This window comes from Terrabacter sp. GCM10028922, assembly GCF_042666095.1.
In the GTDB taxonomy this organism is placed as follows: domain Bacteria; phylum Actinomycetota; class Actinomycetes; order Actinomycetales; family Dermatophilaceae; genus Terrabacter.
In genome coordinates, this window is record NZ_JBHTFG010000005.1 from 14,931 (window position 1) to 38,212 (window position 23,282).

The 23,282-nt window shown below is 71.4% G+C and carries 19 protein-coding genes and 1 tRNA gene; 14 read left to right on the plus strand and 6 right to left on the minus strand.

Going from position 1 to position 23,282, the window contains the following annotated elements; genetic code table 11:
• The first annotated feature begins 1 nt into the window (after position 1).
• Both glmU and ACFQU3_RS04445 read left to right on the plus strand, forming a co-directional pair.
• Positions 2 to 1,522: a bifunctional UDP-N-acetylglucosamine diphosphorylase/glucosamine-1-phosphate N-acetyltransferase GlmU gene (gene glmU / locus ACFQU3_RS04440; RefSeq protein ID WP_385907091.1), complete on the plus strand. Its 1,521-nt coding sequence runs from the start codon at positions 2 to 4 to the stop codon at positions 1,520 to 1,522.
• Positions 1,519 to 2,499 (plus strand): ribose-phosphate diphosphokinase, encoded by a 981-nt coding sequence (locus ACFQU3_RS04445; RefSeq protein WP_385907093.1) that lies wholly within the window; start codon positions 1,519 to 1,521, stop codon positions 2,497 to 2,499. The genes glmU and ACFQU3_RS04445 overlap by 4 nt, the downstream gene beginning before the upstream one ends.
• A gap of 110 nt (positions 2,500 to 2,609) precedes the next feature.
• Here the strand turns inward: ACFQU3_RS04445 and ACFQU3_RS04450 are convergent, their stop codons facing one another.
• Together ACFQU3_RS04450 and ACFQU3_RS04455 are read right to left on the minus strand one after the other, a co-directional pair.
• Positions 2,610 to 3,902: an asparaginase gene (locus tag ACFQU3_RS04450; RefSeq protein ID WP_385907096.1), complete on the minus strand. Its 1,293-nt coding sequence runs from the start codon at positions 3,900 to 3,902 to the stop codon at positions 2,610 to 2,612.
• Positions 3,903 to 4,063: 161 nt separating this feature from the next.
• The gene (locus ACFQU3_RS04455) at positions 4,064 to 4,636 is read right to left on the minus strand and encodes a CGNR zinc finger domain-containing protein (protein ID WP_385907099.1); all 573 of its coding nucleotides are present in this window, start codon (positions 4,634 to 4,636) and stop codon (positions 4,064 to 4,066) included.
• A gap of 96 nt (positions 4,637 to 4,732) precedes the next feature.
• Here ACFQU3_RS04455 and ACFQU3_RS04460 point away from each other — a divergent pair, with 96 nt between their 5' ends.
• The 6 genes from ACFQU3_RS04460 to ACFQU3_RS04485 all read left to right on the plus strand — a co-directional run bounded on the left by ACFQU3_RS04460 (position 4,733) and on the right by ACFQU3_RS04485 (position 12,850).
• Positions 4,733 to 5,731 carry a DMT family transporter gene (locus tag ACFQU3_RS04460; RefSeq protein WP_385907102.1) on the plus strand — a complete coding sequence of 333 codons (999 nt, stop codon included), beginning with the start codon at positions 4,733 to 4,735 and terminating at the stop codon, positions 5,729 to 5,731.
• Positions 5,732 to 6,066: 335 nt separating this feature from the next.
• Positions 6,067 to 6,768, plus strand: a complete 702-nt coding sequence (locus tag ACFQU3_RS04465; RefSeq protein WP_385907105.1) for a 50S ribosomal protein L25/general stress protein Ctc — start codon at positions 6,067 to 6,069, stop codon at positions 6,766 to 6,768.
• Between the two features lie 134 nt (positions 6,769 to 6,902).
• Positions 6,903 to 7,496, plus strand: coding sequence for an aminoacyl-tRNA hydrolase (pth, locus tag ACFQU3_RS04470; RefSeq protein ID WP_385907108.1), 594 nt, complete (start codon positions 6,903 to 6,905; stop codon positions 7,494 to 7,496).
• Positions 7,497 to 7,574: 78 nt separating this feature from the next.
• The gene (gene mfd / locus ACFQU3_RS04475) at positions 7,575 to 11,225 is read left to right on the plus strand and encodes a transcription-repair coupling factor (protein WP_385907110.1); all 3,651 of its coding nucleotides are present in this window, start codon (positions 7,575 to 7,577) and stop codon (positions 11,223 to 11,225) included.
• A gap of 33 nt (positions 11,226 to 11,258) precedes the next feature.
• Complete coding sequence (locus ACFQU3_RS04480) at positions 11,259 to 11,810, plus strand: hypothetical protein (RefSeq protein WP_385907113.1); 552 nt, start codon at positions 11,259 to 11,261, stop codon at positions 11,808 to 11,810.
• Positions 11,811 to 11,827: 17 nt separating this feature from the next.
• Positions 11,828 to 12,850, plus strand: a complete 1,023-nt coding sequence (locus ACFQU3_RS04485; RefSeq protein WP_385907116.1) for a MazG family protein — start codon at positions 11,828 to 11,830, stop codon at positions 12,848 to 12,850.
• 177 nt (positions 12,851 to 13,027) lie between these two features.
• Here ACFQU3_RS04485 and ACFQU3_RS04490 read toward each other — a convergent pair whose 3' ends face one another.
• Positions 13,028 to 14,464, minus strand: coding sequence for a sugar transferase (locus ACFQU3_RS04490; protein WP_385907119.1), 1,437 nt, complete (start codon positions 14,462 to 14,464; stop codon positions 13,028 to 13,030).
• A 436-nt stretch (positions 14,465 to 14,900) separates the two neighbouring features.
• Between ACFQU3_RS04490 and eno the strand changes: the two genes are divergently transcribed.
• Genes eno through ACFQU3_RS04510 form a run of 4 tightly spaced genes read left to right on the plus strand, consistent with a single transcriptional unit; the run spans position 14,901 to position 18,472 of the window.
• Positions 14,901 to 16,202, plus strand: coding sequence for a phosphopyruvate hydratase (gene eno, locus ACFQU3_RS04495; protein ID WP_385907122.1), 1,302 nt, complete (start codon positions 14,901 to 14,903; stop codon positions 16,200 to 16,202).
• 5 nt (positions 16,203 to 16,207) lie between these two features.
• Positions 16,208 to 16,894 carry a septum formation initiator family protein gene (locus tag ACFQU3_RS04500; RefSeq protein WP_385907125.1) on the plus strand — a complete coding sequence of 229 codons (687 nt, stop codon included), beginning with the start codon at positions 16,208 to 16,210 and terminating at the stop codon, positions 16,892 to 16,894.
• On the plus strand, positions 16,894 to 17,499 hold the full coding sequence (locus ACFQU3_RS04505) for a DUF501 domain-containing protein (RefSeq protein WP_385907128.1): 606 nt from the start codon (positions 16,894 to 16,896) through the stop codon (positions 17,497 to 17,499). Before ACFQU3_RS04500 ends, ACFQU3_RS04505 begins: the two co-directional genes overlap by 1 nt.
• Positions 17,492 to 18,472 carry an exopolyphosphatase gene (locus tag ACFQU3_RS04510; RefSeq protein WP_385907131.1) on the plus strand — a complete coding sequence of 327 codons (981 nt, stop codon included), beginning with the start codon at positions 17,492 to 17,494 and terminating at the stop codon, positions 18,470 to 18,472. Before ACFQU3_RS04505 ends, ACFQU3_RS04510 begins: the two co-directional genes overlap by 8 nt.
• A gap of 36 nt (positions 18,473 to 18,508) precedes the next feature.
• On the opposite strand, the gene mptB is transcribed toward ACFQU3_RS04510, so the two are convergent.
• Positions 18,509 to 20,092 (minus strand): polyprenol phosphomannose-dependent alpha 1,6 mannosyltransferase MptB, encoded by a 1,584-nt coding sequence (mptB, locus tag ACFQU3_RS04515; protein WP_385907134.1) that lies wholly within the window; start codon positions 20,090 to 20,092, stop codon positions 18,509 to 18,511.
• Between the two features lie 192 nt (positions 20,093 to 20,284).
• Positions 20,285 to 20,359, minus strand: a tRNA-Leu gene (locus ACFQU3_RS04520).
• Between the two features lie 169 nt (positions 20,360 to 20,528).
• On the opposite strand from ACFQU3_RS04520, the gene ACFQU3_RS04525 reads away from it, so the two are divergent.
• Both ACFQU3_RS04525 and ACFQU3_RS04530 read left to right on the plus strand, forming a co-directional pair.
• Positions 20,529 to 21,407 carry a Bax inhibitor-1/YccA family protein gene (locus tag ACFQU3_RS04525; protein ID WP_385907137.1) on the plus strand — a complete coding sequence of 293 codons (879 nt, stop codon included), beginning with the start codon at positions 20,529 to 20,531 and terminating at the stop codon, positions 21,405 to 21,407.
• Positions 21,408 to 21,426: 19 nt separating this feature from the next.
• Entirely contained in the window at positions 21,427 to 21,717 is a 291-nt protein-coding gene (locus ACFQU3_RS04530) for a hypothetical protein (protein ID WP_385907140.1), read from the plus strand.
• 147 nt (positions 21,718 to 21,864) lie between these two features.
• Here the strand turns inward: ACFQU3_RS04530 and ACFQU3_RS04535 are convergent, their stop codons facing one another.
• Positions 21,865 to 23,088 carry an acetyl-CoA C-acetyltransferase gene (locus tag ACFQU3_RS04535; RefSeq protein ID WP_385907142.1) on the minus strand — a complete coding sequence of 408 codons (1,224 nt, stop codon included), beginning with the start codon at positions 23,086 to 23,088 and terminating at the stop codon, positions 21,865 to 21,867.
• Positions 23,089 to 23,282: the final 194 nt, after the last annotated feature.

The following is a 23,282-nucleotide window of genomic DNA, read 5'->3' on the forward strand; positions in this document are numbered from 1 at the left end:
TGTGAGCGATCGACGGCCGACCGCCGTGATCGTCCTCGCCGCCGGTGAGGGCACACGCATGAAGTCCACGACCCCGAAGGTCCTCCACACGATCGGGGGCCGCAGTCTCGTGGGCCACGCGATCCGGGCGGCCCGGGGCACGAGCCCACACCACCTCGCCGTCGTCGTGCGCCATGAGCGCGACCGCGTCGCCGAGCACGTGGCCCAGGTCGACCCAGAGGCGATCGTGGCGGACCAGGACGACGTCAAGGGCACGGGTCGCGCCGTCGAGTGCGCGCTCGAGGTGCTCCCGGGTGACCTGTCCGGCACCGTCGTCGTCACCTACGGCGACGTGCCGCTCCTGACCACCGAGACGCTCGAGGGCCTCGTCGAGGCGCACGACGCCTCCGGCAGCGCGGTCACCGTCATCACCGCGACGCTCGAGGACCCGACGGGCTACGGGCGCGTCATCCGCGACGACGAGGGGTCCGTGCTCGCGATCGTCGAGCAGAAGGACGCCGACGACGAGCAGCTCGCCATCCGCGAGGTCAACAGCGGGCTGTACGCGTTCGACGCGACCGTCCTGCGCGAGGCTCTCGCCGAGGTGGGCACCGACAACGCCCAGGGCGAGAAGTACCTCACCGACGTCATCGCGATCGCCCGGGGTCGCGGTCTCACGGTTCGCGCACACCTCGTCGCCGACCTCTGGCAGACCGAGGGCGTCAACGACAAGGTGCAGCTCGCCCGCCTCGGCGCCGAGCTCAACCGCCGCACGGTCGAGCAGGCCATGCGCGACGGCGCCATCGTCATCGACCCCGCCACGACATGGCTCGACGCCGACGTCTCGATCGGTCCCGACACCGTCGTCCACCCCAACACGCAGGTTCTCGGTGCGACCACGATCGGCCGCGACTGCGTCATCGGCCCCGACACGACCCTCACCGACGTCGAGGTCGGCGACGGCGCGAGCGTCGTACGCACACAGGCAGAGCTCGCCGAGATCGGGCCCGGCGCGACCGTCGGGCCCTTCTCGTACCTCCGGCCGGGCACGCGCCTCGGCGCGCACGGCAAGATCGGCGGCTTCGTCGAGACGAAGAACGCCCAGATCGGCGACGGCGCGAAGGTGCCGCACCTGACGTACTGCGGTGACGCCACGGTCGGCGAGGGCGCGAACATCGGCGCCGGCACCATCTTCGCCAACTACGACGGGGTGACGAAGGGACACACGCACGTCGGCGCTCACAGCTTCGTCGGCAGCAACTCGGTCATCGTCGCACCGCGCACCATCGGCGACGGTGCCTACGTCGCGGCCGGATCGGCGATCGTCGGAGACGTCGCGCCCGGACAGCTCGCCGTGACCCGGGCGCCGCAGCGCAACATCGACGGCTGGGTCGCGCGCCGGCGCGCCGGCACGAAGACCGACGCGGCGGCCCGGGCCGCGCAGGCATCGCCGGACGACCAGTCGACCACCCAGCCGACCACCGACCTGACCGACGACCTATCCAACGAGCTGACCAACGACACGAAGGACGCCCAGGGATGAGTGGCATCAACAAGACGACCGAGAAGCACCTCATGGTCTTCTCCGGCCGAGCCCATCCCCAGCTGGCACAGGAGGTCGCCCAGGCGCTCGGCACGGCACTCGTGCCGACGTCCGCCTACGACTTCGCCAACGGCGAGATCTACGTGCGTTACGAGGAGTCCGTCCGCGGCTCCGACGCCTTCGTCATCCAGAGCCACACCGCTCCGATCAACGAGTGGATAATGGAGCAGCTCATCATGATCGACGCCCTCAAGCGTGCGTCGGCCAAGCGCATCACCGTCGTGCTGCCGTTCTACGGCTACGCCCGCCAGGACAAGAAGCACCGGGGTCGCGAGCCGATCTCGGCCCGCCTCATGGCCGACCTCTTCAAGACCGCCGGCGCCAACCGGCTCATGGCGATCGACCTGCACACCGCGCAGATCCAGGGCTTCTTCGACGGCCCCGTGGACCACCTCATGGCCATGCCGATCCTCGCCGCCTACGTCGCGAAGAAGTACGGCCACCTCGACCTGGCGGTCGTCTCGCCCGACGCCGGCCGGATCAAGGTCGCCGAGGACTGGAGCTCGCGCCTCGGTGGCGCCCCGCTGGCCTTCATCCACAAGACGCGCGACATCAACCGGCCCAACGAGGTGGTCGCCAACCGCGTCGTCGGTGAGATCAAGGGCCGGGTCTGCGTGCTCGTCGACGACATGATCGACACCGCCGGCACGATCACGAAGGCGGCCGACGCCCTCATGGACCAGGGAGCGGACGCGGTCATCATCGCCGCGACCCACGCCATCCTCTCGGGACCGGCCGTCGACCGCCTCAAGGCCTGCCGGGTCGAGGAGGTCATCGTCACCAACACCCTGCCGATCCCCGACGACCGTCGCTTCGACAAGCTCGAGGTCCTGTCCATCGCGCCCCTCGTGTCGATGGCGATCAAGGAGGTCTTCGAGGACGGCTCGGTCACGAGCCTCTTCGACGGCAAGGCCTGAGCGGCCAGCACACGACGAGGCCGTATGCCGCCGGGCGGGTCCCGACGGCATACGGCCTCGGTGCGTGGTGCGTGTGTGCGTGGTGCCTCAGCGCGGCTGTGTCATGCCGGTCACGCGGCTGGCTTGAGCTGGCCCGGCGGCGTGCCGGCCGATGTCGCGAGCGTGTCCCACTCGGGGTTGCCGATGGTCGTGACCCACGTGCGCACCTGCCCGACGTCGCCCTTGGCGTAGGCGAGGCTCAGCATGAGCAGCAGGCGCGCCTTCTGGGGGAGCAGGTCGTCGCCGGCGATGACGTTGCCGCTGCCGCCGTAGACCGAACCCGACCCGGTGCGCGTCGTGCTGACGAACACGACGCCCTTGGCGGCGGCCGCGGACCGGGCCGCCGACTGCGCTGCGGAGATGCCTCCGGCACCGGTGCCCGCGGTGACGATGCCCTTGACGCCCGCGTCGGCGAAGGCGGTGACCGACTCGCCGCCGGCCTGCTGGTAGCCGTAGACGATCTCGGTGCGCGGGAGGTCGGCGGCCTTGATGTCCGACAGGTCGAAGGGCGTCGCCCACTTCCGCGGGTTGTCGCACGCCGCGACGCGAGCGGGGGCGCGGCCGACCTTGACGTTGGGTCCGTCGACCCAGCCGAGCACACCGAGCTCGCGCGTCTGGAACGTGTCCATCCGGTAGGAGCTCGTCTTCGTGACGTCGCGCGCGGCGTGGAACTCGTCGCCGAGCATGAGGACGGTGCCGAAGCAGGTCGTGACGCGGCTGCCCGCAAGGGCGATCGCGTTGTAGAGGTTGGCCGGGCCGTCGGCGCCGATGACGCCGGGGCCGTCGACGGACTCGGCGACGGTCGGGCGCATCGCGCCGGTCATGACGACCGGCTTGGGGCTCTGGACGGTCAGGTCGAGCCAGTACGCGAACTCCTCCATCGTGTCCGTGCCGCTCGTGACGACGACGCCGTCTGACGTCTCGAGCGCCTTCTCGACGGCAAGGGTGAGGGCATGGAACTCGGCGATCGTGTAGCCGCCGGATCCCTTGTTGCCGAACTGGATCGTGTCGACGTCGGCGACGGCCCCGATCTCCGGCTGCAGCTTGGCCACGAGGTCGGCGATGGGGATCTGCCCTGCGCGGTAGTTCGTGAAGCTGCTGCGGCTCTCGGCGACGCCGGCGATCGTGCCGCCGGTGCCGATGACGGTGACCTTCGGCGTGCCGGTGGGCTGCGCGGCGAGGGCCTGTTGGTAGCCGACGTTCGTCACGAGGTCGGGGGTCAGGACGCGGTTCGGGGGTGCGCCGGTGGGCTCGCCGGCTCCGCGCCCCAGGGCCCAGGTCGTGACGGCGGTGGCGCCGCACAGGGCGATGACGAGGAGGACGGCGGCGACGCGTCTGGGTGTGAGGTGCTCGAGGTGGGTCACGTGGGTTGCTCCTGGTTCGGGGGAGCCAGGCAGTCCTCACGACGACGGTGTCGGGCTCGTGCCCGGGGTGCCGGGAGGCACCGGCACGAACCTCGCAGACGTAGCGGCGGTCGGGGTTTCGCCGCCGTTACCGCCGTGTGAAAGCGCTTGCGTATGCCGTGTCAGGCGCCCGCCTTGCGGGCGCGGTAGGCGGCGGTGTGGGCACGGGCCGCGCAGCCGCCCTCGCAGAACCGGCGGGACCGGTTGCGCGACAGGTCGACGACGACGTCGTCGCAGTCCTCGGCCTCGCAGATCCGCAGCCGGTCGAGCTCGCCGGCCCGCACGACGTCGACGACGGCGATCGCGGCCTCGACGGCCATCCGCTGGGGGAGTGGGGCGTCGGCGGGCGTGGCGTGGATGTGCCAGCCGAGGCCGTCGTGGTCGACGAGCTGTGGCAGGGCGCGGGCGTCGGCGAGCAGCTCGTTGACGAGGGCGACGACGCTGCTCTCGTCTCCCTCCCAGAGCCCGCGCAGCCGGGGGCGCAGGGCCCGCACGGTGTCGAGCTCGGCGGTGTCGCGGTCGAACCGGCCGGTCCACTGCTGGTCGTCGAACAGCTGCTCGAGCTGCTCGACCGAGGTCAGGGTGTCCTCGCTCGTGTCGCCGGGGACGCTCCCGGGCATCGTGTTGACGAGGGCGGCGGCGGCGATGAGGGCCGCCTCGGTGTCATGGGTGAACAACCTGTTGACTCCTGACATAGGCTCTCGCTACTGTCATGAGTGTAATCAACTTTGCTCCTGACGTGACCCTGGGCCGGTGGCGCACGAGCGACGGGTGGAACGGGCGGTGACGGCATGACGGCTCAGAGCGGCGAGCTCACGGTGGTGGCGACGACGCAGGAGCCCGCGCCGGGCCGGGCGTCCTCCGGTGTCCGGGTCGGCTCCCGCCCGGTCCTCGGCCTCGTCGTCGCCCTCGTGTCGGCCGCCGCGTTCGCCACCTCCGGCGCGTTCGGCAAGTCGCTCCTCGTCGGCGGGTGGTCGCCGGGCCTCGTCGTGACGCTGCGCATCACCCTCGCCGCGCTCGTGCTGCTCGTCCCGGCGCTCTGGTCGCTCCGCGGCCGCTGGCCGGCCCTGCGCCGCAACGCCTGGGTCGTCGTCGGCTACGGCCTGACCGGCGTCGCCGGCTGCCAGCTCGCGTACTTCAACGCCGTGACCCACCTGTCCGTCGGCGTCGCGCTCCTGCTCGAGTACCTCGCCCCGGTCCTCATCGTCGGCTGGCTCTGGGCGCGCCACGGCCACGCCCCGCGCCGGCTCACGCTGGCCGGCGTCGCCCTCGCGGTCGTCGGCCTGCTCCTCGTCCTCGACGTCGTCGGCGGCGCCAGCGTCAGCCTCGTGGGCGTCCTCTGGGGTCTCGCCGCGGCGGTCTGCCTGGTGCTCTACTTCCTGCTCGCCGACCACGTCGACGACGACGTCCCGCCCCTCGCGCTGGCCGGTGGTGGCCTCGTCGTCGGTGCGGCCTCGCTCTGGCTATCCGCCGTGGCGGGTGTGCTCGACATGACCCGCGGCGACGCGCAGGTCCCGCTCGGTGGGGCCATCGTGCCCTGGTGGGTGCCGGTCCTCGTCATCGCGCTCGTCGCCGCCGCCTTCGCGTACGTCACCGGCATCGCCGCGGTGCGGATGCTCGGTGCGAAGGTCGCCTCGTTCGTGGCCCTCACCGAGGTGCTCTTCGCTGTCGTCTTCGCCTGGCTCGTCCTCGCCGAGCTGCCCACGGCGGTCCAGCTCGTCGGCGGCGCGCTCATCGTCGCCGGCCTCGTCGCCGTGCGGGCCGACGACGTCACCGAGGGTGCGCGCTGAGCCTCGCGAGCGGGTGAAAGTGCCCACTCGACCGTCTGGTCGAGTGGGCACCTTCACCCGCCGAGTCGGCACTCGCAGCGGATTTCGCGGCCGGCGCTGCGTCCCGTAAGATCGAGCAGTTGCCTCGGCGAGGGACGGTGCACGGCTGCTTCGGCAGTCGTTCCCCAGGTCCGTGATCGACGCGGTACCTGACCACATGGAGCTCCTCCACGGTCGGGTCCGCCTCTGCGCGCGGACCCTGGGCCTTCCGGTTCCGTCCTGCCGAACACCGCGCGTCGTCCCGCGTCGAGGCCGACCACCCAGACCGCCTCATCCGAGACTCACAGGAGACACCCGTGTCCGACAACACCAAGCTCGTCGCCGAGAAGCGCACCGACTTCGGCAAGGGCGCCGCCCGCAAGATCCGCCGCGCCGGCAACATTCCCGCCGTCATGTACGGCCACGGCACCGAGCCCGTGCACATCTCGCTCCCGGGCCACGACACGATGATGGCGCTCAAGCAGGCCAACGCGCTGCTCACCATCGTCGTCGAGGGCACGGAGCAGCTCGCCCTTGCCAAGGACGTCCAGCGCGACCCGATCAAGCCGGTCATCGACCACGTCGACCTCGTCGTCGTCCGCAAGGGCGAGAAGGTCACCGTCGACGTCTCGGTCCACCTCGAGGGCGAGGCCGCTCCCGAGACCATCGTCACGCTCGACCACAACACGCTCCAGCTCGAGGCGCTCGCCACGAACATCCCCGAGAACGTCGTCGTCTCGGTCGAGGGCCTCGAGGCCGGCACGCAGATCCTCGCCGGCGCCGTCGAGCTGCCCGAGGGCTCGACGCTCGTCACCGACGCCGAGGCACTCGTCGTCAACGTCACGCAGGCGATCTCCGAGGAGGCCCTGGAGGCCGAGCTCGCCGAGGCGGAGGCCGAGGCCGGCATCGAGCGCGAGGAGCACGAGGAGGTCGCCGAGGGCGCCGAGGCTCAGGCCGACGGTGCCGAGGGCGAGGCCGCCGAGGGCGGCGAGGCCAAGGCCGAGGGCGCCGAGGCCTGAGCCTGCGCCTCATCCGTGGCGCGGCGCGCCACGCATCGCGTCCACGGGTCCCGTCCGAGCTCCGGCTCGGCGGGGCCCGTACGCGCACCACCTCCCTGCCACCGCTGCGGCACTGACCACCGATCGAGGACCTCATGGACACCTGGCTCGTCGTCGGGCTCGGCAATCCCGGGCCCGGGTATGCCGGCAACCGGCACAACGTCGGTGCGATGGCCGTCGACGAGCTCGCCGGCCGGGCTCTCGGCGGGCGCGCGACGTTCAAGGCGCACAAGGCCGCCCGGGCGCGGGTGGCTGAGGGGCGGCTGCGCGTGGGAGGTCCCAAGGTCGTGCTCGCCGTGCCGTCGCTCTTCATGAACGAGTCCGGCTCAGCCGTCGCGGGCCTCGCGAAGTACTACGACGTGCCGGTGGACCGGGTCGTCGTGCTCCACGACGAGCTCGACATCGACGCGGGCCTCGTGCGCCTCAAGCAGGGTGGGGGAGAGGGCGGCCACAACGGCCTGCGCTCGGTCTCCCGGTCGCTCGGCACCCGCGACTACCTGCGCGTGCGGCTCGGCATCGGGCGCCCGCCCGGTCGGCAGGATCCCGCCGACTTCGTGCTCAAGGACTTCTCGAAGGCCGAGCGCACCGACGTGCTGCCCTTCCTGCTCGACGAGGGCTCCGACGCCGTCGAGTCGCTCATCGAGGTCGGCCTGCTCGACGCCCAGCAGCGCTTCCACGCGCCGCGCTGAGCCGATCGCGGCCCAGCGCCGCGTCGTCGCCCATCCGCGTCAGGGGCTGTCGCCGCACCGACCTAGACTGGAGCACTGATGCCGCACCCACTGCTGTCCGCCTTCAGGGCGCTTCCCGATGTCCGCCACGTCCTCGACCAGGTCGGCCGCTCACGCCTCGTCGACGTCTCCGCGAGTGACGGCTCGCGACCCTTCCTGGTCGCCGCGCTGGCCCAGCAGGCCGACGGTTCGCACGGGGCCGACGCCACGGCCGACGACGTGGCCCCGCTCGTCGTGGTCACGGCGACGACGCGGGAGGCCGAGGACCTCGCATCGGCTCTCGGCCTCTTCCTGCCATCAGAGCGCATCGCCGTCTTCCCGTCCTGGGAGACGCTGCCGCACGAGCGGCTCTCCCCGCGCAGCGACACGGTGGGTCGTCGCCTCGCCGTGCTCCGACGGGTCGCGCATCCTGACCCCGACGACCCGGCATACGGCCCGCTGTCGGTGGTGGTGGCGCCCATCCGTGCCATCCTCCAGCCGCTGACGAAGGGTCTCGGTGAGCTCGTGCCCGTGGCGCTGCGCGCCGGCGACGAGCGGCCCCTCGAGGAGGTCGTCGACGCCCTGGCCGCCGCGGCCTACACGCGCACCGACCTCGTCGAGCGCCGTGGCGAGTTCGCCGTTCGCGGCGGCATCCTCGACGTCTTCCCGCCGACCGAGGAGCACCCTGTCCGCATCGAGTTCTGGGGCGACACGGTCGAGGAGGTCCGCTGGTTCAAGGTGGCCGACCAGCGCTCCCTCGAGATCGCCGAGCACGGCCTGTGGGCCCCGCCGTGCCGCGAGCTGCTCCTCACCGAACAGGTGCGCACGCGCGCCCGGGCGCTCGCCGACCAGCTGCCGGGCGTCTCGGAGATGCTCTCCAAGGTGGCCGAGGGCATCGCCGTCGAGGGCATGGAGTCGCTCGCACCCGCGCTCGTCGATGGCATGGAGTCGGTCCTCGACGTCCTGCCGCAGCGCTCGATCGTCCTCGTCGCGGACCCCGAGCGGGTCCGTCGCCGCGCACACGACCTCGTCGCGACGAGCGAGGAGTTCCTCGAGGCCAGCTGGGCCAACGCCGCGGCCGGCAACCACGTCCCCGTCGACCTCCAGTCCCTGCTCGGCAGCGCCTCCTACTGGTCGATCGCCGAGGTTCGCGCGCACGCCGAGGCCACCGGCAGGGCCTGGTGGACGCTCACCCCGTTCGTGGCCGACGCCGACCTGGCGATCGAGGACGACGACGTCGACGAGCGGATCGCCGTACGCTCGGTCGACCCCGACGCCTTCCGCGGCGACACCGACCGCGCCGTCGAGCACCTGCGCGAGCGGGTCCGCGACGGATGGGCCGTCGCGGTCGTCACCGAGGGCCCGGGCCTGGCCAAGCGCGTCGCCGAGGTGCTGCGCGACCGTGAGGTGGCCGTGCAGCCGCTCGACACCTCCCGAGACGACTCGCTCGTGCCGGGCGCGGTCCACGTCACCACGGCCTCGCTCGGCCGCGGCTTCGTCCACGAGGGCGGCCGCATCGAGGTGCTGACCGAGACCGACCTGACGGGTCAGCCCGGCGGTGGCACGTCGACGAAGGACATGCGGCGCATGCCCTCGCGCCGGCGCAACCAGGTCGACCCGCTCCAGCTGCGCCCCGGCGACCACGTCGTCCACGAGCAGCACGGCGTCGGCCGCTTCGTCGAGATGATGCAGCGCACCGTCGCCGGCGCCACCCGCGAGTACCTCGTCATCGAGTACGCCCCGAGCAAGCGCGGCCACCCCGGTGACCGCCTCTTCGTCCCCACCGACCAGCTCGACCAGGTGACGAAGTACGTCGGGGGCGAGGAGCCGACGCTCAACAAGATGGGCGGCTCCGACTGGACCAAGACGAAGTCGCGGGCCAAGCGCTACGTCAAGCAGATCGCCGCCGACCTCATCCGTCTCTACAGCGCCCGCCAGGCGACCAAGGGCCACGCGTTCGCCCCTGACACCCCGTGGCAGCGCGAGCTCGAGGAGGCCTTCGCGTACGTCGAGACGCCCGACCAGCTCTCGAGCATCGACGAGGTCAAGGCCGACATGGAGAAGCAGGTCCCGATGGACCGCCTCATCTGCGGCGACGTCGGCTACGGCAAGACCGAGATCGCGGTCCGTGCCGCCTTCAAGGCGATCCAGGACGGCAAGCAGGTCGCGGTCCTCGTGCCGACGACCCTGCTCGTCAGCCAGCACCAGCAGACCTTCTCCGAGCGCTACGCCCAGTTCCCGGTGACGGTCCGCGCCCTGTCGCGCTTCCAGAGCGACAAGGAGGCCAAGGAGGTCCTCGACGGCATCGCCGAGGGCAGCATCGACATCGTCATCGGCACGCACCGCCTGCTCGCCAAGGAGGTGCGGTTCAAGGACCTCGGCCTCGTCATCATCGACGAGGAGCAGCGCTTCGGTGTCGAGCACAAGGAGCTGCTCAAGACGATGCGCACGGCCGTCGACGTCCTCTCGATGTCGGCCACACCGATCCCGCGCACGCTCGAGATGGCAGTCACCGGCATCCGCGAGATGTCCACTCTCGCAACGCCCCCTGAGGAGCGGCACCCGGTCCTCACCTTCGTGGGCGCGTACGACGAGAAGCAGATCACCGCCGCGATCCGGCGCGAGCTCCTCCGTGAGGGCCAGGTCTTCTTCGTGCACAACAAGGTGAGCAGCATCGAGCGGGCCGCGTCCCGCCTGCGCGAGCTCGTGCCCGAGGCACGCATCGCGACCGCCCACGGCCAGATGGGCGAGCACAAGCTCGAGCAGGTCGTCGAGGACTTCTGGGAGAAGAGGTTCGACGTCCTCGTCTGCACGACGATCGTCGAGACCGGCCTCGACATCTCCAACGCCAACACCCTCATCGTCGAGCGCTCCGACGTCCTCGGCCTCTCGCAGCTGCACCAGCTGCGCGGCCGTGTCGGCCGCGGGCGCGAGCGGGCCTACGCGTACTTCCTCTACCCGCCCGAGAAGCCGATGACCGAGACGGCCCACGACCGCCTGCGCACCATCGCGAGCAACACCGACCTCGGGTCGGGCATGGCCGTCGCCATGAAGGACCTGGAGATCCGCGGCGCCGGCAACCTCCTGGGCGGCGAGCAGTCCGGGCACATCCAGGGGGTCGGCTTCGACCTCTACGTCAGGCTCATCGGTGAGGCCGTCGCCGACTTCCGCGGCGACGCGGTCGACGTGCCGGCCGAGATCAAGATCGAGCTGCCCGTCGACGCCCACCTGCCGCACGACTACGTGCCGGGGGAGCGGCTGCGGCTCGAGGCGTACAAGAAGCTCGCAACCGTCGAGACGTTCGCGGCCGTCGACGAGATCGAGGCCGAGCTGCGCGACCGGTACGGCGCGCCGCCGCGGCCGGTCGAGAACCTCCTCGAGGTCGCTCGCCTGCGCGTCGTCGCGCGCGAGGCCCGCATCGGCGACATCGGTGTGCAGGGCCGCGTCGTGCGCTTCGGTCCCGTCAAGGACCTGCGCGAGAGCCAGCAGCTGCGGCTCATGCGCCTCTACCCGGGCACCATCGTGAAGGAGGCCCTCGGCACGATCCTCGTGCCCGTGCCGATGACGGCCCGCGTCGGCGGCAAGCCGCTGCGCGACGTCGAGGTCCTGACCTGGGCGCGCCAGCTCATATCGGCCGTCCTGCTCGACGACATCGCCTCAGCGGCCGGCGCCTCGTCGACCGCGGCAAGGTCCACCGTCGGTGCCCCGTAGGATGTCAGACGCATCCGCCAGAGGAGGAAATCAGTGAAGGCTTGGTCAGCTCAGCCCACGAGGCGCGTCGCCGTCGTCGGCATCGCCGCGCTCGGTGCCGTGTCGCTCCTGGGCGGGTGTGGTTTCGAGACGCGCCAGCAGGCCGCCGCGGTCGTCAACGGGCACGTCATCCACGAGTCCGACGTGCGCCAGACGTTCGACCAGCTCAAGGCCGCCAAGCTCGACTTCGCCGAGAACATCGTCGTCACGGCCCTCGTTGCCGCACCGCTGCTCAAGCAGGCCGTCGCCAAGACCGGCAGCTGGAAGCCCGACGAGACCTACGCCTCCGTCATCGCCTCGATCCCCGAGGCCACCGACACGACGAAGGAGTTCGTCGAGGCGGTCGCCCTCATCCAGTCCCAGCGCATGACGCCGGCCGACGTCGCCGCCTACCGCGACGACCTCAAGAAGGCCGACATCTCGGTCAACCCGAGATACGGCGCGGTCGTGAAGTCCGAGGAGGGCCCGGTCTACTTCACGATCGGCCAGCAGACGCCCAACTGGGTCAAGCCGGGCGCGAACCCCGCGCCGGCCACCGCCCAGTAGTCCCCGACGTCCTCCACGTGCCTGCCCGCGTCGTCCTGCTCGTGACGACCCCGCGCGTCGCGCCCGGCCTGCTGACCCGCGAGGCCTGGGCTGGGCTCGAGCAGGCGTATGCCGTGTGGGGCCGTCCCGACGAGCCGCAGGTCGCCGCCGTCGTCGAGGCGGGCATCGAGGTCCTCCTTCGCGAGGACGGGCACCCGGCCGAGCTCGCCCGCGACCTCGTCGCCGCCACGGAGTCGGGTGTGGTCGTGTGGGTGGGCTCGTCCGACGGAGACCCCGGCCTCAGCGACGCCATCGCCGTCGAGGTGACCCGACTGCCCGAACCGCCCGACGTGGAGCTGCTCATCGGCTCCTTCGACGTGCCGGGCGCGCGGCTGCTCGACGTCGTCGCCGTCATGGACCGGCTCCGCTCGCCGGGCGGGTGCCCGTGGGACGCCGAGCAGACGCACGAGTCGCTGGTGCCCTACCTGCTCGAGGAGGCGCACGAGGCCATCGAGGCCATCGAGAGCGGCGACCCCGCGCACATGCAGGAGGAGCTCGGCGACCTGCTGCTGCAGATCGCCTTCCAGTCGCGCGTCGCCGAGGAGCACCCGAGCCACCCCTTCGGCATCGATGACGTCGCGGGCTCGCTCGTCGACAAGCTGGTGCGCCGCCACCCGCATGTCTTCTCCGACGTCGAGGCTGCCACCCCCGACGCCGTCGCCGCGAACTGGGAGACGATCAAGGCGGGGGAGAAGCAGCATCGCACCCACCCTGTCGAGGGCGTGCCGCACTCGCTGCCGGCGCTCGCGCGCGCCGAGAAGTACGTCTCGCGGCTGCGCAAGGCCGGCCGTGACGACCTCGTCGACGCGGCTGTCGCGACCGGAGGCCTGGGAGCGCAGCTGCTCGACCTCGTACGCCGGGCCCGGGCCGAGGGCGTCGACGCCGAGGCCGCCCTCCGCGACACCCTGCGTGGGCTCGCCGCCGCGAGCGAGGCCGCCGCGAGCGAGGCCGCCGCGCTGCCTGCGTCGGACGACACCGCCGGGCCGGGCCCGGCCCGCTGAGCCCGCCGGACGGCATACGTCGTCGGGCTCGTCGGGCTCGCCGGGGGCGAGATCGCGCGGTTGCTGTCGCGTGACGACACCTCACGCCCGATCTCGCGGTCGCACCGTCGCGGCGGACGACGAGGGCCGCGTCACCCGGGTGCGGTGACGCGGCCCTCGTCGGGCTTGGTGTAGGCCTCAGTAGGCGCCGCGCGATCGGACGACTGCGTGGATCGTCTTGGCCAGGATCGACAGGTCCTGCACGATCGACCAGTTGTCGACGTAGTAGAGGTCGAGGCGCACGGTGTCGTCCCACGAGAGGTCGCTGCGGCCGGAGACCTGCCACAGGCCCGTGACGCCGGGACGCACGTGCAGGCGGCGCTGCACGTCGGGGACGTAGCGACGCACCTCGGCCGGCAGCGCGGGCCGCGGCCCGACGAGACTCATGTCGCCGTTGATGACGTTGATGAGCTGCGGCAGCTCGTCGATCGAGTAGCGGCGCATGACCGCGCCCACCCGGGTGACGCGCGGGTCGGCCTGCATCTTGAAGAGGACGCCGTCGGCGTTGTGGTTGAGGTGCGTGATGCCGGAGAGCCGAGCCTCGGCGTCGATGACCATGCTGCGGAACTTCAGGCACTCGAAGAGCTCGCCGTCGCGGCCGACCCGGGTCTGGCGGAAGAGCACCGGACCGCCGTCCTGCAGCTTCGTCGCGAGGGCGAAGGCGATCATGACGGGGGAGACGAGCAGCAGCAGGAGGGTGGCCCCGACGAAGTCGAACGCGCGCTTGAGGCCACGGGAGGCGCCCAGGCTCTGCGGCTGCTCGACGTGCACCAGCGGCAGGCCACCGACCGGACGCATCGCCATGCGCCCGGAGCTGATGTCGCTGAGGCTCGGCACGACCGCCATCTGAACGTGGTGGCCCTCGAGGTCCCACGCGATCCGGCGGAAGTCCACGGCTGACGGGAAGGCGCCCTCGGTGAAGACGACCATGTCGGCCTTCTCGGCGAGCACGGACTCGGCGGTCTGCGTCGTGTTGCCGACGACGGGGACGCCGCGTGGTGTCGCCACAGTCGGCTGCGAGCTCGGGATGAGCGCGCCGACGATGCGGTAGCCGAGCCACGACTCGCGCTCGAGCACGGCCGCGACGTCGTCGACGTGCGCCGCCGAGCCGGAGATGAGCACGCGGGTCAGCAGGTGTCCCCTCGAGTGGGCGCGGTGCACGAGGCGTCGTGCCCACCAGCGCCAGATCAGCACGAGCGGCACCCCGATGGCGAAGATCAGCACGAAGAAGCCTCGCGAGAGGTTGAACTTCGTGAGGTAGCTGAGGATGCCGATGGCACCGGCGGTGAGGCCGGCGGCACTGCACACCCGCGCGTACTCGATCGTGCCGACGCCCAGGTGGCTGCTCGTGTACGTGCCGAGGCACAGGTTCGCGACCATCCACGCTGCGACGATCCACAGGCCGACCGACTGGGCGACCTGGTTGACGTCGTTGGCGACGTCGAAGACGTCGAGGCTCGTGCGCCCGACCGCCGCGAGAGCGGTCGCGGCAGCGATGATGACGAGATCGCCACCGGCGATCCCGAGCTGCAGCAGTCGCTGCCCCCGGCCCCTCTCGCTGAGTGGCTGCGTCACGGGACGCGCACTCACGTCTAGAAGAACTACCCCCGACTCGCGCATGGGTTGACCCATGTCCACACCCCACCCCCGGCACCCAGCGGCGCCATCTCCGACCAGCTCCACCCCCCCGGATGGCTAGTTGCGAGTATGCCGGGTTCTGGTCAGGGAATGGTAAGGAACCGGTAAAAAATGATTCGACGCATTGAGCCGTGTTTGTCCCTGCCCCGGGGCGGGTTCATCCCTACCCGCCCGTATGCCGGGTCGCTCCGTCGGCCTGCCCGCGCCACGGGCTACGCTCGTTCCCAGCACCGGTGCCCCGTGTGCGTCGGGGTCCGCCCCGATCGCGGCTCGATCGCGCCGGGCACCTCGGACCCATCCACCCAACCCGTCCTGCTCGACCGACCACCGGGCAGCGCCCGGCGGCGCGAGCAGCACCAGCACAGGAGAGTCAGTGGCCAGCATTGAGGAGATTGGCGCCCGCGAGATCCTGGACTCGCGCGGCAACCCCACGGTCGAGGTCGAGATCCGCCTCGACGACGGAACGTTCGCGCGCGCGGCCGTCCCGTCGGGCGCCTCGACGGGTGCCTTCGAGGCCTCCGAGCGCCGTGACGGCGACAAGGGTCGCTACCTCGGCAAGGGTGTCGAGCAGGCCGTCGACGCCGTCATCGAGGAGATCAACCCACGCCTCGTCGGTTTCGACGCGAGCGAGCAGCGACTCATCGACGCCGAGATGATGACGCTCGACGGTTCGCCCAACAAGGAGAACCTCGGTGCCAACGCCATCCTCGGCGTCTCGCTCGCCGTGGCCCACGCCGCCGCGGAGTCGGCCGGCCTCCCGCTCTTCCGCTACGTCGGCGGCCCCAACGCCCACGTCCTCCCGGTCCCGATGATGAACATCCTCAACGGTGGCTCGCACGCCGACTCCAACGTCGACATCCAGGAGTTCATGATCGCGCCGATCGGCGCCCCGACCTTCCGCGAGGGGCTGCGCTGGGGCACCGAGGTCTACCACTCGCTCAAGAAGGTCCTGCACGAGCGCGGCCTCGCCACCGGTCTCGGCGACGAGGGTGGCTTCGCGCCGAACCTCGAGTCCAACCGCGCCGCCCTCGACCTCATCCTCGAGGCGATCAAGGTCGCCGGCTACGAGCCCGGCCGTGACATCGCCCTCGCGCTCGACGTCGCGGCGTCCGAGTTCTTCGAGGACGGCTCCTACTCGTTCGAGGGCGCGAGCAAGTCGGCCGACGAGATGGTGGCCTACTACGGCGAGCTCGTCGACGCCTACCCGCTCGTGTCCATCGAGGACCCGCTCAACGAGGACGACTGGGACGGCTGGAAGTCCATGACCGACCTGCTCGGTGCCAAGGTGCAGCTCGTCGGCGACGACCTCTTCGTCACCAACCCCGAGCGCCTCGGCCGCGGCATCACGAGCGGCACGGCCAACGCCCTTCTCGTCAAGGTCAACCAGATCGGCACGCTGACCGAGACGCTCGATGCCGTCACGCTCGCCCAGAGCAACGGCTACCGCTGCATGATGAGCCACCGTTCCGGCGAGACCGAGGACGTCACGATCGCCGACCTCGCCGTCGCGACGAACTGCGGCCAGATCAAGACCGGCGCCCCGGCCCGCTCCGAGCGCGTCGCGAAGTACAACCAGCTGCTGCGCATCGAGGAGGAGCTCGACGACGCCGCCGTCTACGCCGGCGCCGGCGCGTTCCCGCGCTTCGACGCCAGCCGCTTCGGCGCCGAGGACTGACCCTCGTGGCCGACCGCACGCCGCCGCGCCCGGGTCGTCCGTCGTCGACGGGCCGCCCGAGCGGTGGCGCGCGGCCGGCCGCACCCCGGCAGGCGTCGCGCACCCAGCCCGCGTCGACCCCACGGGCGGGGGCGGCGCGCACCGGGGCGGGTCGCGCGTCGGGCACTCGCCCGGGTCAGGCGCGGCCCGGGGCCTCCCGCCAGAGCCGACCCGGCGCGGGCAAGGAGCGTCCCGCCCTGGCGGCCCGAGCCCGTACGCCCCAGCCGGCGCCGCCTTCGGCCTCGACGGCCTGGGTCCGCGGCGCGATCCTGCTCGGCATCCTCGTCATGCTCGCCGTCACGATCGTGCCGACGCTGCGCTCGCTCGTGCAGCAGCGTGGCGACGCGACCGCCCTGCAGGACAAGGTCGACGAGCAGCGCCAGACGGTGCAGCAGCTGGAGCGCGAGTCCGCGCTCTGGAAGGACCCGGCCTACATAGAGGTCCAGGCCCGCGAGCGCCTCAAGTTCGTCCGGGTCGGTGACCGCGCCTACACCGTCATCGACCCCTCGACCAGCGACGCGAGCGCTCCCGCTGCCGAACGCCCCGTCGTCGCCGCACCCATGGCCAACGCGTCCTCGCCCTGGTACGGCAAGGTGTGGCAGTCGATCCAGATCGCCGACCGGCCGACCGCCGGTGTCGCTCGCACCAAGTGATGCCGGCTGACCCGACAGCCCGAGAAGTGAGCCCTCGCGTGAACGACAGTGCCCCTCCCGCCCCGCCGCCTCCGGTGGAATCGGTCGATTCCGTCGACCTCGACGCTGTCGAGCGGCAGCTCGGTCGGCGACCCCGTGGCGTCGCTGAGGTCGCACATCGGTGTGCATGCGGCGAGCCCGACGTGCTGCGCACCGAGCCGAGGCTCCCCGACGGAACGCCCTTCCCGACGACGTACTACGCGACGTGCCCGCGCCTCACCGGAGCCGTCAGCACGCTCGAGACGGCCGGCGTCATGAAGGAGATGACCGAGCGCCTCGCTCGCGACGAGGAGCTCGCCGGCGCGTATGCGCGCGCCCACGAGCACTACCTCGCGAAGCGCGCTGAGCTCGGTGACGTGCCCGAGATCGACGGCATCTCGGCGGGCGGCATGCCGAGCCGCGTCAAGTGCCTGCATGTCCTCGTCGGCCACTCGCTCGCGGCCGGCCCCGGCGTCAACCCGCTCGGTGACGAGGCGCTCGCGATGCTCGACGACTGGTGGAGGCCCACCTCGTGTGCCGCGATCCACGCAGCGGAGGACGCCGCCCCGGAAGCCTCCGATGCGTGAGGCGACCGTCCGCGTCGGCGCGATCGACTGCGGCACCAACTCGATCCGCCTGCTCGTCGCCGACGTCGACCCCATCAGCGGTGCGGTGAGCGACGTGCTGCGGCGCATGGAGATCGTCCGTCTGGGCCACGGTGTCGACCGCACCGGCGTGATCGCGCCGGAGTCGATGGAGCGCACCCTCGCCGTCACGCGGGAGTATGCCGCCGCGTGCCGTGACCTGGGCGCCGTGCGGGCCCGTTTCGTGGCCACGTCGGCCTCGCGCGACGCGCGCAACGCGGGGGAGTTCATCGACGGGGTGCAGTCGACCTTCCTCGAGCACTACGGCGCTGAGGTCTCGCCCGAAGTCGTCTCCGGTGACGAGGAGGCGGCACTCTCCTTTTCCGGGGCGACGGCCGGCCTCGCCGCGCAAGGGGTCCCCGGTCCGTATCTCGTCGTCGACATCGGCGGCGGCTCGACCGAGTTCGTCCGCGGGACCGCCCTCGTCGAGGCCGCGCGTTCGGTCGACATCGGCTGCGTGCGCATGACCGAGCGCCATCTCGTCAGCGACCCGCCCACGGCCGACGAGATCGCCGGTGCCACACGCGACATCGACGCCGCGATCGACTTCGCCGAGTCCACGGTCCCGCTCGACGGCGTCGCGACCCTGGTGGGGCTCGCCGGCAGCGTCACGACGATCACCGCGCACCTGCTCCGCCTGCCGGCATACCAGCCGGAGCGCATCCACCTCTCGCGCGCGTCGGTGGCCGACGTCCTGGCCGCGTGCGACGACCTGCTGCACCTGTCTCGCGCCCAACGGACCGAGCTGCCCTACATGCACCCCGGCCGCGTCGACGTGATCGGCGCCGGTGCACTCGTCTGGCGCCGGGTCGTCGAGCGGGTCGCGGCACGGGCCGGCATCACCGAGGTCATGACGTCGGAGCACGACATCCTCGACGGCATCGCCCTGAGTGTCGCACCAGGCCCGCGAGGCTGAAGCGGTATCGGTTCCGCGCCCGCTCGCGGCGCACCGTCAGCGGCGCGGCAGGGCCGCCACGAGCACCGGCTCGTTGGCCTGCTCGTGGGCGCGCCTGCGGTGGGCGCGCAACCGCGCGATCATCCACATTGCCGCGGAGACGCCGAGGGCCCACGTGCCGTTGGAGACCGTGGCATCGACGACGCCGTAGGTGACGAAGAAGAGCGTCACGACGACGATGGTGCGCAGCTGCGCGGCGGAGAGGCGGACCGCAGCCAGCAGCAGGCCTCCCCAGAGGAGGTACCACGGGTGCAGGACCGGGCCCGACGCGCAGAGCACGAGCATCGCGCCGGCCGTCGCGAGGACCGGGTTGCGCGGCGCGACCCGCCACGTGATCCAGGCGATACCGGCAAGGCCCGCGACGAGCCCGATCGTCTGGGCCAACGGGACGGGCACGTCGGTCGCGCTCTCGGGCATCCCGCCGACCCGCATCAGCCACTCGACAGCACTGCCGACGAACGTCGGCGGTGAGAGCAGCGAGCGCAGTGACACCGGCACGGACAGGTTGCCGACCCAGCCCCAGCCGAGCCCCGTCAGCGTCGTGATCGCGACGAACGTCGCGCCCAGGACCGAGCCGTACGCCAACCCGTGACGCATGAGCGCCTTGAGCCGCGCGGCGGCGCCGGGGGCGAGGTCGGTCTGCGCCTGCAGCGCCATGCCGACGACGCCGATGAGGGCGAGGATGGCCGTCTGCTTGTACGCGGTGGCGGCGGCCAGCGTCATCGTCGCGACGACGAGCTGTCCACGGCTCGCGAGGAGCAGCGCGAGCGTCACGAGTGCGACCATGACGGCGTCGCCGTGCGCGCCGCCGATGAAGTGCATCATGACGAGCGGGTTGAGCACGCCGAGCCACAAGGCGTGCCGACCGCTCACGCCGTAGCGCTCCGCGAGCCGGGGGAGCGCGTACGCGAGCAGGCCCACGGCGAGGAGCGCGGGCACCCGCATGGCGACGGCCGAGACGTACGCGTTCTCCGGGAAGAGTCCCACGATGGCGTGCTGGACCTGGAGGGCGAGCGGGCCGTACGGCGCCGGGGTCTGCACCCACATGGGGTCGACCTGGTCGGCGAAAGGTCCCGCCACCCAGAACGGCCCGACGGCATACGGGTCCATGCCGCGCAGGACGATCTGGCCCTGGGCGGCGTAGCTGTAGGCGTCACGGCTGAAGAGCGGCGGCGCGAGCATGATCGGCAGGCTCCACAGCAACCACGCCATCGACGGCGCCTTGCGACCGTGGACCGGACGCATGCGCAGCCACGCGTCGACGAGCAGCAGCATGCCGACCGCGAGCAGGACCGTCGTGACGACGCGACCGAGGCCGGTGCCGAGCCACTCGAGGCCGAAGCGTTCGATGAGGGGGGAGGCCGGGGTGTCGAAGGTGTCGCCGGGCAGGAAGGCCGGGCTGATCGAGCCGGCGGCGACAAGGCCCATGCCGATGGTGCCGCGGCGGACCATCGGGTCGGCCCAGCTGCGTACGAGCGCTGCGTTGAACCGGTCGACGAACGCGACGACGCGCAGCTCGGCGGGCCACGGCGTGCGCGGCGGAGCGGTCGTCGTCGCACCGGCGACACGCTGCTCCAGCACCCGCTGCTCCTTCGTGAGGTGTGAGGGTCGCGCCCCCGGGCGCGGCACGGTCGTGAAGGAGCGCGACAGATCAGCCCCTGGACCTCGTTCTCGCAGGTCATTCTAGGTGGTGCGGCTGGGTGCGTGCCGCGCCACGCCCAAGGCGTGAGCAGGGCCGTCACGAACCGTCCCCGACCACCGGCACCTGCCCCGTACCCCCGGAGGGACTCGAACCCTCACCGTTGGCGATTTTAAGTCGCCTGCCTCTGCCAGTTGGGCCACGGGGGCGCGGTGCCCAGTATGCCGCCGGGCGCGGTGGTCGCGTCCACGGGCGTCACGATCCCGTTGCGGTCGCGGTGTGGCGCGCCGTCGGGGAACCCGCACGGTGTCCCCGAACGCTTAGTCTGGTGACGGTCGCCACGAACGGTGGCGCGAGTGCCCCGAGGAGCACACTCACATGGCAGGTGGAAACCCGGTCTTCGACCGGCTCAACAAGCAGATCGAGCAGGAGCGGTACCCCGGCTTCGGCTCCCCCCAGCGCGAGGGACGGGCTCCCGCTGGCCAGCAGGCGATGGGCGCCGGCTACGCCACGCAGGACGCGATGACCTCCGAGCAGCTGAACGAGATGTACGCCCGTCAGAGCGCCGGTCCGGTCGACACCGGCCGCGTCACCATCGACGACGTCATCGTCAAGAGCCTCTCGCTGTTCGTGGTCACGGTCGGAGTCGCCGCCGTCTCGTGGTTCGTGACGGCCGGCAACACGAGCCTCACCCTCCCGCTCTGGCTGGGTGGAATGTTCGGCACGCTGATCCTGGGTCTCGTCATCGCCTTCATGAAGAAGGTGTCAGTACCGCTCATCGTCGTCTACGCGGTGCTCCAGGGCGGCTTCGTCGGCGCCTTCAGCCAGTTCATCAACTCGATCCCGGACTACAAGGGCGTCGTCCTCATGGCGGTGCTCGCGACGCTGTGCGTGTTCGTCGCCATGTACATCGGCTACGCCACGGGCTTCGTCAAGGTCAACGCCAAGACCCGGCGGATGTTCTTCTTCGCGATCGTCGGCTACGCGATCTTCTCGCTGCTGCAGGTCGTGCTGCTCATGACCGGCGTCATCGACGGCTGGGGCTTCGGCGGCAGCGGCGGCCTCGGCATCATCCTGTCGCTGCTCGGTGTCGGCCTCGCGTCGTACTCCCTGGCGATCGACTTCGACTCGATCGACCACGCGGTCCAGGTGGGCGCTCCGCAGAAGTACTCGTGGCTGCTCGCGCACGGCCTGATCGTCTCGATCGTCTGGCTCTACATCGAGTTCGTCCGTCTCTTCGCGCGTCTGCGCGACTGACCCGGTGACATCTCCTCGCGTGGGTTCGCCGACCCCGCAGGAGGTGTCGGACGAGCTCCGGCGCGTGGTCGAGCGGTGGCACCAGCTGCCGCTCGACCACGCGCTTTCTCGTATGCCGCCCGTCCGGGCCCTCGTCCAGTCGCTCGCTGACAGGGCGGCCGGGGCGCGCGGCCTGACGCCCCAATGGGTGCCCGACCTCGGACCGGCCGTCGTGATGGACCAGCTGACGGTCATGGTGCGCGACGCGTGGGCGGCGGGCGTCGGTGCCGACCTCGCGGCGCGGCTCGCCGACCTGCGCCGCGCCCTCTGAGTCGAGTGGGCACTTTCACCCGCCGCCCGAACGTCGAGTGGGCACTTTCACCCGGGGTGAAAGTGCCCACTCGACCGGATTCTGGGCTCGGCTGAGGCGTTCTCAGCTCAGCTGAGGCGTTCTCAGCTCGGCTGAGGCGTTCTGGGCTCAGCTGAGGCGCTCGAAGACGACGGCCATGCCCTGACCGCCGCCGACGCACATCGTCTCGAGGCCGAACTGCTCGTCGCGCTCGCGCAGCGCGTTGATGATCGTGCCGGTGATGCGGGCGCCCGTCGCACCGAAGGGGTGGCCGATGGCGATGGCACCGCCGTTGACGTTCAGCTTGTCGTAGTCCATCCCGATCTGGTCGGCCGAGCCGATGACCTGTGCGGCGAAGGCCTCGTTGATCTCGTAGAGGTCCATGTCGCCGATGGACAGCCCGGCCCGCTTGAGCGCGAGGTTCGTCGCCTCGACCGGCCCGAGGCCCATGATCTCGGGGGAGAGACCGGTGGCGGCGGTCGACACGACGCGCGCGAGCGGCTCGAGCCCGAGCTCCTTCGCCTTGGTGTCGCTCATGATGACGAGCGCGGCAGCGCCGTCGTTGAGCGGGCAGCAGTTGCCGGCCGTCACGGTGCCCTCCTGCCGGAACACCGGGTTGAGGGACTGCACCGCCTCGAGGGTCACCCCGGCCCGAGGGCCGTCGTCCTTCGTCACCGTCGTGCCGTCGGGCGTCGTGACGGGCGTGATCTCCCAGTCGAAGAAGCCCCGGCCGATGGCGGCCTCGGCACGGTTCTGGCTCGCGACGCCCCACTCGTCCTGGCGCTCGCGGGAGATGCCGTATGCCGTCGCGACGTTCTCGGCCGTCTGACCCATCGAGATGTAGATGTCGGGCAGCAGGCCCTCGGTGCGCGGGTCGGTCCAGGTCTCGTTCGTCTCGGCGATGCGGGCGGTGCGGGCCTTGGCCTCGGCGAAGCGCGGGTTCTGCTGGTCCTCCTTGGCGCCGCCGGCGCCGGCCCAGTCGGTGTACTGCGAGACGCACTCGACGCCTGCGGAGACGAAGATGTCTCCCTCGCCGGCCTTGATCGCGTGGAACGCCATCCGCGTCGTCTGGGCGGACGAGGCGCAGAAGCGGTTGATCGTGGCGGCCGGTGTCGCGTCGAGGCCGAGCAGGGTGGCGACGACCTTGGCCATGTTGGAGCCGTGGCGACCAGAGGGCTCGGCGCAGCCGAGGTAGAGGTCCTCCACGAGGCTCGGGTCGAGGGCGGGCACCTTGTCGAGGGCTGCCTGGATGACCGTAGCGGCGAGGTCGTCGGGGCGGACCTCCTTGAGCGAGCCCTTGAAGGCCCGGCCGAACGGCGAGCGGGCGGTCGAGACGATGACGGCTTCGGTCACGGGGGTTCTCCTGCGGGTGCATCGGACTTCATCGACGGCCCGCGCTCTCGCTGCGGGCGACTAAGCGCTTGCTCAGTCCTTCGATGGTAGGACGTCCACGTACCGTTGGACAGGGTGCCCGGGATGACCTGCGTCTCGGCCCATGGCCGGGGACTCGTCAGGAGGCCCCGGAGGGCGGCCGATAGGGTGGAGCA

What these genes read in the sequence shown, in the direction of transcription:
- ACFQU3_RS04505 (WP_385907128.1), top strand. Translation starts at nt 16,894, where the DNA reads ATGCCGGCTGACCCGACAGCCCGAGAAGTGAGCCCTCGCGTGAACGAC.
- ACFQU3_RS04460 (WP_385907102.1), top strand. Translation starts at nt 4,733, where the DNA reads ATGACGGCTCAGAGCGGCGAGCTCACGGTGGTGGCGACGACGCAGGAG.
- mfd (WP_385907110.1), top strand. Translation starts at nt 7,575, where the DNA reads ATGCCGCACCCACTGCTGTCCGCCTTCAGGGCGCTTCCCGATGTCCGC.
- ACFQU3_RS04510 (WP_385907131.1), top strand. Translation starts at nt 17,492, where the DNA reads ATGCGTGAGGCGACCGTCCGCGTCGGCGCGATCGACTGCGGCACCAAC.
- pth (WP_385907108.1), top strand. Translation starts at nt 6,903, where the DNA reads ATGGACACCTGGCTCGTCGTCGGGCTCGGCAATCCCGGGCCCGGGTAT.
- ACFQU3_RS04455 (WP_385907099.1), bottom strand. Translation starts at nt 4,636, where the DNA reads ATGTCAGGAGTCAACAGGTTGTTCACCCATGACACCGAGGCGGCCCTC.
- ACFQU3_RS04445 (WP_385907093.1), top strand. Translation starts at nt 1,519, where the DNA reads ATGAGTGGCATCAACAAGACGACCGAGAAGCACCTCATGGTCTTCTCC.
- ACFQU3_RS04525 (WP_385907137.1), top strand. Translation starts at nt 20,529, where the DNA reads ATGGCAGGTGGAAACCCGGTCTTCGACCGGCTCAACAAGCAGATCGAG.